The sequence below is a fragment of the Clostridium sp. CAG:43 genome (genome assembly GCF_000434655.1).
In the GTDB taxonomy this organism is placed as follows: domain Bacteria; phylum Bacillota; class Clostridia; order Lachnospirales; family Lachnospiraceae; genus Otoolea; species Otoolea fessa.
In genome coordinates this window covers 64979-73900 of record NZ_FR895102.1, presented here as the reverse complement: position 1 = coordinate 73900, position 8922 = coordinate 64979, and the positions used below count along the sequence as shown (strand labels likewise).

Genomic DNA, 8922 nt, shown 5'->3' with positions numbered 1-8922 from the left:
TCCGGTCCTACGACGATAACGGAACGTCCGGAATAGTCAACTCGCTTACCCAGAAGGTTCTGACGGAAACGTCCCTGTTTACCCTTTAACATATCGGAAAGGGACTTGAGGGCACGGTTGCCAGGACCGGTAACCGGACGGCCACGGCGGCCATTATCAATTAATGCGTCAACAGCCTCCTGAAGCATACGTTTCTCGTTGCGCACGATGATATCCGGTGCGCCGAGCTCCAGAAGTCTTGCAAGACGGTTGTTACGGTTGATAATACGACGATACAGATCGTTTAAGTCGGAAGTTGCGAAACGTCCGCCATCCAGCTGTACCATCGGACGGATATCCGGCGGGATAACCGGGACAACGGTCATGATCATCCACTCCGGTTTGTTGCCGGAATTTCTGAATGCCTCTACGACTTCCAGACGCTTGATGATGCGGGCACGCTTCTGTCCGGTTGCATCCTGTAACTGGTTTCTCAGATCCTCAGAATCCTTCTCCAGGTCGATCGCCTTTAAAAGCTCCTGAATCGCCTCGGCACCCATGCCGACACGGAAAGAACCGTAACCGTATTTCTCGATCTCGTCACGGTACTCCTTCTCAGACAGAACCTGCTTCATCTGCAGTCCGGTCTGTCCCGGATCCAGCACGATATAGGAAGCGAAGTACAGAACCTTCTCCAGAGTTCTCGGAGAAATGTCCAGAATCAGACCCATGCGGCTCGGAATTCCCTTGAAATACCAGATGTGGGAAACCGGAGCTGCAAGTTCGATATGACCCATGCGCTCACGGCGGACGCTGGCTTTTGTAACCTCAACGCCGCAGCGGTCACAGATAACACCTTTATATCTGATTTTTTTATATTTACCACAGTGGCACTCCCAGTCCTTGCTCGGTCCAAAGATTCTCTCACAGAACAGGCCGTCTTTCTCCGGCTTTAATGTTCTGTAGTTGATGGTCTCCGGCTTTTTAACCTCGCCGTGAGACCACTCCAGAATCTTTTCAGGGGATGCCAAACCGATCTTGATTGCGTCAAATGTCAATGGTTGATATGTTTCATTTGTCTCTGGCATGAGCGGTACTCCCTCCTATCGATTATTCTTCGTCGTCAGATCCATTATCATCGGAAACGTCTGCATAGTCATCGTCCGTATAGCCGTCTGCCTCTGCTGTATACTCATCGTGCTCTACATCGGTCAGCTCACCATCTTTAAATTCCTGCTCCTGGTAACCGTAGTTGCCGAAGGACTCATTCTGAGAGTAACGCTTGCTGTCACCCTCGATGACGGAACGAAGATCGGTATCGCCTTCGTCGATGTTCTCCTTGAGCTCGATCTCGGAACCGTCTTCTGCCAGAACTCTGACATCCAGACCCAGGGACTGAAGCTCTTTTAAGAGTACCTTGAAGGACTCCGGAATACCCGGCTCCGGAATATTCTCGCCCTTGATGATTGCCTCGTATGTCTTCACACGACCTACCACATCATCGGACTTCACGGTCAGGATCTCCTGCAGCGTGTAGGATGCGCCATACGCCTCCAGAGCCCAAACCTCCATCTCTCCAAAACGCTGGCCACCGAACTGAGCTTTACCACCCAGCGGCTGCTGTGTAACGAGGGAGTAAGGACCTGTGGAACGTGCATGAATCTTATCATCAACCAGATGATGCAGTTTCAGGTAATGCATGTGTCCGATTGTAACCGGGCTGTCGAAGTATTCGCCGGTACGTCCATCTCTCAGGCGGACTTTACCGTCGCGTCCGATCGGAACGCCCTTCCAGAGTTTTCTGTGCTCCAGATGGGTACCCAGATACTCCATAACTTCCGGATCTACAATATCTTTATATTTTGCTTCGAACTCTTCCCAGGAGGTGTTGACATAGTCATTTGCCATCTCCAGAGTGTTCTGAATATCTTTCTCGTCTGCACCGTCGAAAATCGGGGTGGATACATCAAAACCAAGTGCTTTGGCAGCAAGGCTTAAATGAATCTCCAGAACCTGTCCGATATTCATACGGGACGGTACGCCCAGTGGGTTCAGTACGATGTCGAGCGGACGGCCATTCGGAAGGAACGGCATATCCTCAACCGGAAGTACACGGGAAACGACACCCTTGTTACCATGACGGCCAGCCATCTTATCGCCGACGGAAATCTTTCTCTTCTGTGCAATGTAGATACGAACGGTCTTATTTACACCCGGAGCCAGCTCGTCGCCGTTCTCTCTTGTAAATACCTTCGCATCAATGATGATACCGTATGCACCATGCGGTACTTTCAGGGAGGTATCACGAACCTCTCTTGCCTTCTCACCGAAGATCGCACGTAACAGGCGCTCTTCTGCGGTCAGCTCGGTCTCTCCCTTCGGAGTAACCTTACCTACCAGGATATCACCGGCACGAACCTCTGCACCGATGCGGATGATACCGCGCTCGTCCAGATCTTTCAGTGCATCCTCGCCGACACCCGGAACATCTCTTGTGATCTCTTCCGGTCCCAGCTTGGTATCACGTGCTTCTGCCTCGTATTCCTCGATATGGACGGAGGTATATACATCCTCCTGAACCAGACGCTCAGACAGAAGAACGGCATCCTCGTAGTTGTAGCCTTCCCAGGTCATGAAGCCGATCAGCGGGTTTTTGCCCAGACCGATCTCACCGTTGCAGGTGGACGGACCATCTGCGATAACCTCGCCAGCTTCGACATGGTCATTCTTGTATACAATCGGTTTCTGATTGTAGCAGTTGGACTGGTTACTTCTCTTGAATTTTGTCAGATGGTATACATCGCGGTTTCCATCGGAATCTCTCTTGATGATGATCTCGTTGGAAGCGGAGCGCTCAACCACACCGGCATTCTTTGCAACGACACACACACCGGAGTCAACAGCTGCCTTCGCGGAAATACCGGTATCGACAACGGCTCTCTCGGTGGTCAGAAGCGGTACCGCCTGACGCTGCATGTTTGATCCCATCAGAGCACGGTTCGCATCGTCGTTCTGCAGGAACGGAATCATGGAAGTAGCTACGGAGAATACCATCTTCGGGGATACGTCCATCAGGTCGATTTTCTTCTTCTGGAACTCGGAAGTCTCCTCACGGAAACGACCAGATACGTTATTGTGGACGAAGTGTCCTTCTTCGTCTAACTGCTCGTTTGCCTGTGCAACAACGAAGTTATCTTCCTCGTCTGCTGTCAGGTATACAACCTCATCCGTAACAACCGGGTTGGACGGATCGGTTTTATCTACTACACGGTACGGAGCTTCGATGAAACCGTACTCATTGACACGTGCGTAAGATGCCAGGGAGTTGATCAGACCGATGTTCGGTCCCTCAGGTGTCTCGATCGGGCACATACGGCCATAGTGTGTGTAGTGTACATCTCGTACCTCGAATCCGGCACGGTCCCTTGACAAACCGCCAGGACCCAGGGCGGAAAGACGTCTCTTATGGGTCAGCTCGGACAGCGGGTTGTTCTGATCCATGAACTGGGACAGCTGGGAACTTCCGAAGAACTCCTTGACTGCTGCTGTAACCGGCTTGATATTGATCAGGGACTGGGCAGAAACACCTTCCATGTCCTGTGTTGTCATACGCTCACGTACCACACGCTCCATACGGGACAGACCGATACGGTACTGGTTCTGAAGCAGCTCGCCGACCGCACGGATACGACGGTTGCCCAGATGGTCGATATCATCTGGATTGCCGATGCCGCCTTCCAGATGCATGTTGTAGTTGATGGAAGCGATGATATCTTCCTTCGTAATGTGCTTCGGAATCAGGTCATGGATATCTCTGCGGATAATCTCTTTTAACTCCTCATCAGAAGCGCCGGCATTTTCTTCCAGAATACCCTGGAGAACCGGATAGAATACTAACTCTGTGACGCCTACTTCTTCCGGATCGAAATTCACATAAGCGCCCAGATCTACCATCATGTTAGAAAGAACCTTGTGATTCTTCTTCTCACCCTGAATCCATACAAACGGAACGCCTGCGTTCTGGATGTCAGTAGCAAGTTCCTTGGTAACCTTTGTTCCCTGCTCCGCCAGAATCTCTCCGGTAGTTGTATCAACCACATCCTCAGCCAGAACGTGACCTACGATACGGTTCTTAAAGTGAAGCTTTTTATTGAATTTATAACGACCTACCTTTGCCAGATCGTAGCGGCGCGGATCGAAGAACATGCTGTTTAACAGGCTCTCTGCGCTGTCTACGGAAAGCGGCTCACCCGGACGAATCTTCTTATATAATTCCAGAAGACCATCCTGGTAGTTGTTGGACGGATCCTTCTCGAAGCTCTTCTCCAGTTTCAGCTCATCGCCGAACAGGTCAATGATCTCGGCGTTAGTACCGTAACCAAGAGCACGGATCAGAACAGTAACAGGAACTTTTCTGGTCCGGTCTACACGCACGTAGAAAATGTCGTTGGAATCTGTCTCATACTCCAGCCAGGCACCCCGGTTCGGGATAACGGTGCAGCTGTATAACTCTGTACCGATCTTATCGTGCGCGATTCCATAATAAATACCAGGGGAACGAACAAGCTGGCTGACGATAACTCGCTCCGCTCCGTTGATAACGAAGGAGCCGGTGTCGGTCATAAGTGGAAGATCACCCATGAAAATCTCATGTTCATTGATCTCATCTTTATCTTTATTGCAAAGTCTTACCTTTACCTTCAGAGGAGCTGCATAGGTCGCATCGCGCTCTTTGCACTCTTCGATCGTATATTTGATATCGTTTTTACACAGTGTAAAATCCACAAATTCCAGACTCAAGTGACCTGCGAAATCCGTGATCGGGGAGATATCAGCAAACACTTCTTTCAGTCCCTCATCCAGGAACCACTGATACGAGTTTTTCTGAATCTCAATCAAATTCGGCATTTCCAGAACTTCTTTTTGTCTTGAGAAGGTCATCCTTACACCTTTACCGGTTTTTACCGGACGCATCCTGCTTTTCTCCATTCGATGTTTCACCCCTGTTTTCTTTCTATCTCTATGGTTTGCATTTTTCCATCTCCGAACCAGCCTTGTTTCATGCCGCCGGAGCTGCACTGTCATTTGGGCATACGAATACCCGGAAAACACAGTTTTCCACAATAGTGCATTCTCCATCTTAGCATGGGATTTGATGGGTGTCAAGTGGTTTTTTGATGGATTTGGAAAATATAGCCTTCCCTCTTCTCATTTCATTGTATCATGCGGCAAATCATGGTATAATTTAAGAATATTCACTACAACATATGGAGGAAACCGATGCCAGAGTTAAGTGAATTTGAAAGAATCGCTTATGCGGACCAATGCACTAACACATCCGAAATCATCTCAGTAAAAGCGCTCGATAACATGATTTTGGTTTTTTCTATTTTTTTAAGTCCCCATCGCCATAGTTACCCGTCTATTTTTCTTGCCATTTCCTCTCTCCAATGCTATAATATACAGTAATTGCGCGGTTATTTTCGTGTTCCATGCGAAATGGGATTGGATTTTCGTCCCGCCGCTATCTACAACGGAGGTATATATATGTCATTTTGGAATGTACTGCTAGTTATTATCGTCATTCTGGCTATCCTTCTTGTCGTACTGTATATTCTGGGTTCCCGGATGCAGAAACGTCAGGCAGAGCAGCAGACTATGATCGACGCTTCGAAACAGACAGTTTCGATTCTGGCGATTGACAAAAAGAAACTGAAGATCGGAGATTCCGGTCTCCCGAAGATGGTTATCGACCAGACTCCATGGTATATGAAGTGGGCGAAGCTCCCGATCGTAAAGGCTAAGATCGGACCGAAGGTTGTGACCATGATCGCGGATGAGAAGGTATTCCTTCAGTTACCGCTCCGCACCGAGGCAAAGGTTGTCATCAGCGGTCTTTATATCACAGAGATCAAGAGCGTGCGCGGAGGCATCCCGCCGCTGCCGAAGAAGAAAAAATTCTTTGACCGTTTCAAGAAAAATACAGAAGAGGCAGCAAAGAAAGAAGCTTCCAAGTCCAAGAAAAATAAATAATAGATCTTAAAATCCCGGAAATGTAACTGATTGCACGTTTCCGGGATTTTTGATTCATCGATTTTATTTCTTTGTTTCTATATTCTTTTATATTTACTGCTCTTTCAGGTTCAATTTCGCCGTCGCCTTCGATTTCACATCAATTTCAATATGGCTCTGGCTGGTCTGCTCATAGTTGAGTTCCAGCGTATAATCAATCTGGATTTTCAGATGATCCGGACCTTCATTGATCTTGATGCGGTCGGTCGTGACGCCCACGATCATCTGACCGTATGGAGTCACATAACAGCTGACATTCGGACGGTTCTCCTGAAAAATCATATGCGCCCGCGCATCGCCTCCCTTGATCATATCGACGCTGTCCGCATTGGCTTTGATGGTATTGCGGATGCTTCCTTCCTCGCCCTCCAGGATCTCATCATAGATGATATAATGCTTGCCATTTTTGAAATAATAGCTGCCTGCCGTGATAACCTCCAGGTTATTCGTCTCCCCGTCCGCAATATGGGCACCGCGCACGGATACAAGCACATCTTTCGTCATATTTTAATACTCCTCAATGTTAATCTGTTTCGTGTCTTTTACCTCTTTTGGCAGAATCGCCTTGGCAAAACGCGTGAAATTCTCCGCCCGGTCGCTGACAAAGAACTGATACTGGTCAAGAATCGGCTCCCCGGCAGCAGCGCGGCGGCTGTTTTCCTCCGAAAAACGTTCCAGCTCCTCCGAACTGCGTGTCAGATCCATGTCCCGCAGCAGAGTTTTAAGTTCAACCGCCGTCTCATATGCCGGATTTACCAAAGTCACCTCGTCGCCCATCAGCCGGTGCAGCGTCGAACGCAGCAGCGGATAATGCGTACATCCCATAACCAGCGTATCAATGTATTTTTCTTTCAGCGAAGAAAGATACCGGGAGGCAATCTCGTCTGTTACCGAATCATGGAAGAGTCCTTCCTCCACCAGCGGCACAAAGAGCGGACACGGTTTTCCAATGACCTCAATATCCGGGCGCAGCTTCTGCATTTCTCTGGTATAAATACCGCTCCGGATAGTCGCCTCGGTTCCAATCACGCCAATCTTTCCATTATGGGTTGCCTCGGCAGCCGTGCGCGCGCCCGCGTAGATAACCCCGATGATCGGGATATCCAATTCCTGTTTGACCGTCTCCAGTGCACACGCCGAGGCCGTGTTGCAGGCAATCACGATCGCCTTGACTCCCTGTGTTTTCAAAAAACGGATGATCTGGCGGGAATAGCGCAGCACCGTCTCCTGCGATTTGCTTCCGTATGGAACGCGCGCCGTATCTCCAAAGTATACGATGCGCTCCTGCGGCATCTGACGCATGATCTCACGGGCTACCGTCAGACCGCCGATGCCTGAATCAAAAACTCCGATCGGGGCATTTCTATCCATGTTTACCTTCCTTTCGGCAAAATTCTTATGGTCATGTTTCCATTCTTTCCCGAACATCTGTGTATATCGAATCATATAACGTCCAAAAGTAGATTCTCTCACACTGTTTCAGGATTCTGAAACATTTTTATTTATTTCTAGGCTTCGTAACGTTTCAGTCCGTGTTCAATCAGCTTTGTCACCATCTCCGGCTTCGGGATTCCGGCCGCCTCAAAGAGCATCGGGTACATACTGATCGCGGTAAAGCCCGGCATGGTATTGATCTCATTGAAGATAACCTCGCCGTCCTTCGTCACAAAGAAATCGACACGCGACAGGCCATAGCCATCTACCGCCTTGAAAATACGTCTCGCCGCCTGACGCACACGCTCGGTCGCATCGCCCGGAAGCTCTGGATTTACCACGGTTCTGGACTCTGCGTTGTAATATTTCGCATCGAAATCATAGAAATCGGCTGCTGCCAGAATCTCGCCAACACCGGAAGCGATGACCGGTTCTGTGCCATTTCCAAAGACCGCACATTCGATCTCACGACCGACGATCGTCTCCTCAACCAGAATCTTGCGGTCATGGTGCGCCGCCTCCTTTAAGCCTGCAATCAGCTCTTCGCGATCCGACGCCTTGCTGACACCTCTGGAAGAACCTGCATTGGACGGCTTGATAAATACCGGATATGCAAACCGGTTCTCGATGCGTGCCACAACCTCATCCATCTTTTCAAGTTCTTTGCGGATGACCAGCTCATATGCCGCCTGGCGCACGCCTGTGTGGTCAACGATCTGTTTTGTATACACTTTATCCATCGAAACGCTGGACGCCAGCACACCGCATCCGACATACGGGATTTTTGCCAGCTCAAAGATGCCCTGAATGGTGCCGTCCTCGCCCCAGAGTCCATGCAGAACCGGGAATACCACATCAATGCGGATCATTTCCGCCTTACCATCTTTCAGGACGATCACGGATTTCTCCGTTGCATCCGGAGAAAGGATCGCGGTCGTCGTGTTCTTTCTCCAGCTCTCATCCTCGATCTGCTCGACCGAGTCAACCAGCAGCCATTTTCCCTCTTCGGTAATGCCGATCAGGGTTACATCATAGCGCTCTGTATCTATATTTTTAATGACATTGATTGCCGACATACATGAAACAATATGTTCCGAAGACTGTCCGCCAAATACCACAAGTACACTCTTTTTCATAATATCCGCCTTTCTGCCGGGTGTGGGAAGCGTCACCACACGCCGGAATGCTATTCCAAAATATAGTTTAGATTATACCATAACTGTCAATACTTGCGACAAGAAGATTCGATTTCTTTCAGTAAAAGGAGAGCCATTATGTTTAATCAAGTGATTTCGTTCCAGTCTGAAAATTCTCTGTCATCCGCATCCAGGATTCATCCACCTGTTACCAATAAATGCCGCCATTTTTCCACCGGTTCCTGCAAGCTTTCCCATATCTACGATGGAATACTCCCGCTTCTCGCATTATGTTCCATGC

5 protein-coding genes and 1 pseudogene are annotated in these 8922 nt (G+C 49.2%); 1 reads left to right on the top strand and 5 read right to left on the bottom strand.

The genetic code is table 11. The annotated features are described in order from the left end of the window. Together QVO97_RS09480 and QVO97_RS09475 are read right to left on the bottom strand one after the other, a co-directional pair. Positions 1-1067, bottom strand: a pseudogene (locus QVO97_RS09480) (DNA-directed RNA polymerase subunit beta'); the annotation flags it as partial. 22 nt (positions 1068-1089) lie between these two features. Continuing rightward, a complete protein-coding gene (locus QVO97_RS09475) occupies positions 1090-4968 on the bottom strand; it encodes a DNA-directed RNA polymerase subunit beta (protein ID WP_107000677.1) in 3879 nt (1292 codons plus the stop codon). A gap of 558 nt (positions 4969-5526) precedes the next feature. Between QVO97_RS09475 and QVO97_RS09470 the strand changes: the two genes are divergently transcribed. Further along, the gene (locus QVO97_RS09470; RefSeq protein ID WP_022360091.1) at positions 5527-6012 is read left to right on the top strand and encodes a hypothetical protein; all 486 of its coding nucleotides are present in this window, start codon (positions 5527-5529) and stop codon (positions 6010-6012) included. A gap of 93 nt (positions 6013-6105) precedes the next feature. Here QVO97_RS09470 and QVO97_RS09465 read toward each other — a convergent pair whose 3' ends face one another. From QVO97_RS09465 to QVO97_RS09455, 3 genes are all read right to left on the bottom strand, one after another. After that, a complete protein-coding gene (locus tag QVO97_RS09465; protein ID WP_022360090.1) occupies positions 6106-6555 on the bottom strand; it encodes a DUF1934 domain-containing protein in 450 nt (149 codons plus the stop codon). Positions 6556-6558: 3 nt separating this feature from the next. After that, entirely contained in the window at positions 6559-7422 is an 864-nt protein-coding gene (gene murI, locus QVO97_RS09460) for a glutamate racemase (protein WP_022360089.1), read from the bottom strand. A gap of 137 nt (positions 7423-7559) precedes the next feature. Beyond that, positions 7560-8621, bottom strand: coding sequence for a D-alanine--D-alanine ligase family protein (locus QVO97_RS09455; protein WP_022360088.1), 1062 nt, complete (start codon positions 8619-8621; stop codon positions 7560-7562). Between the last annotated feature and the right edge of the window lie 301 nt (positions 8622-8922).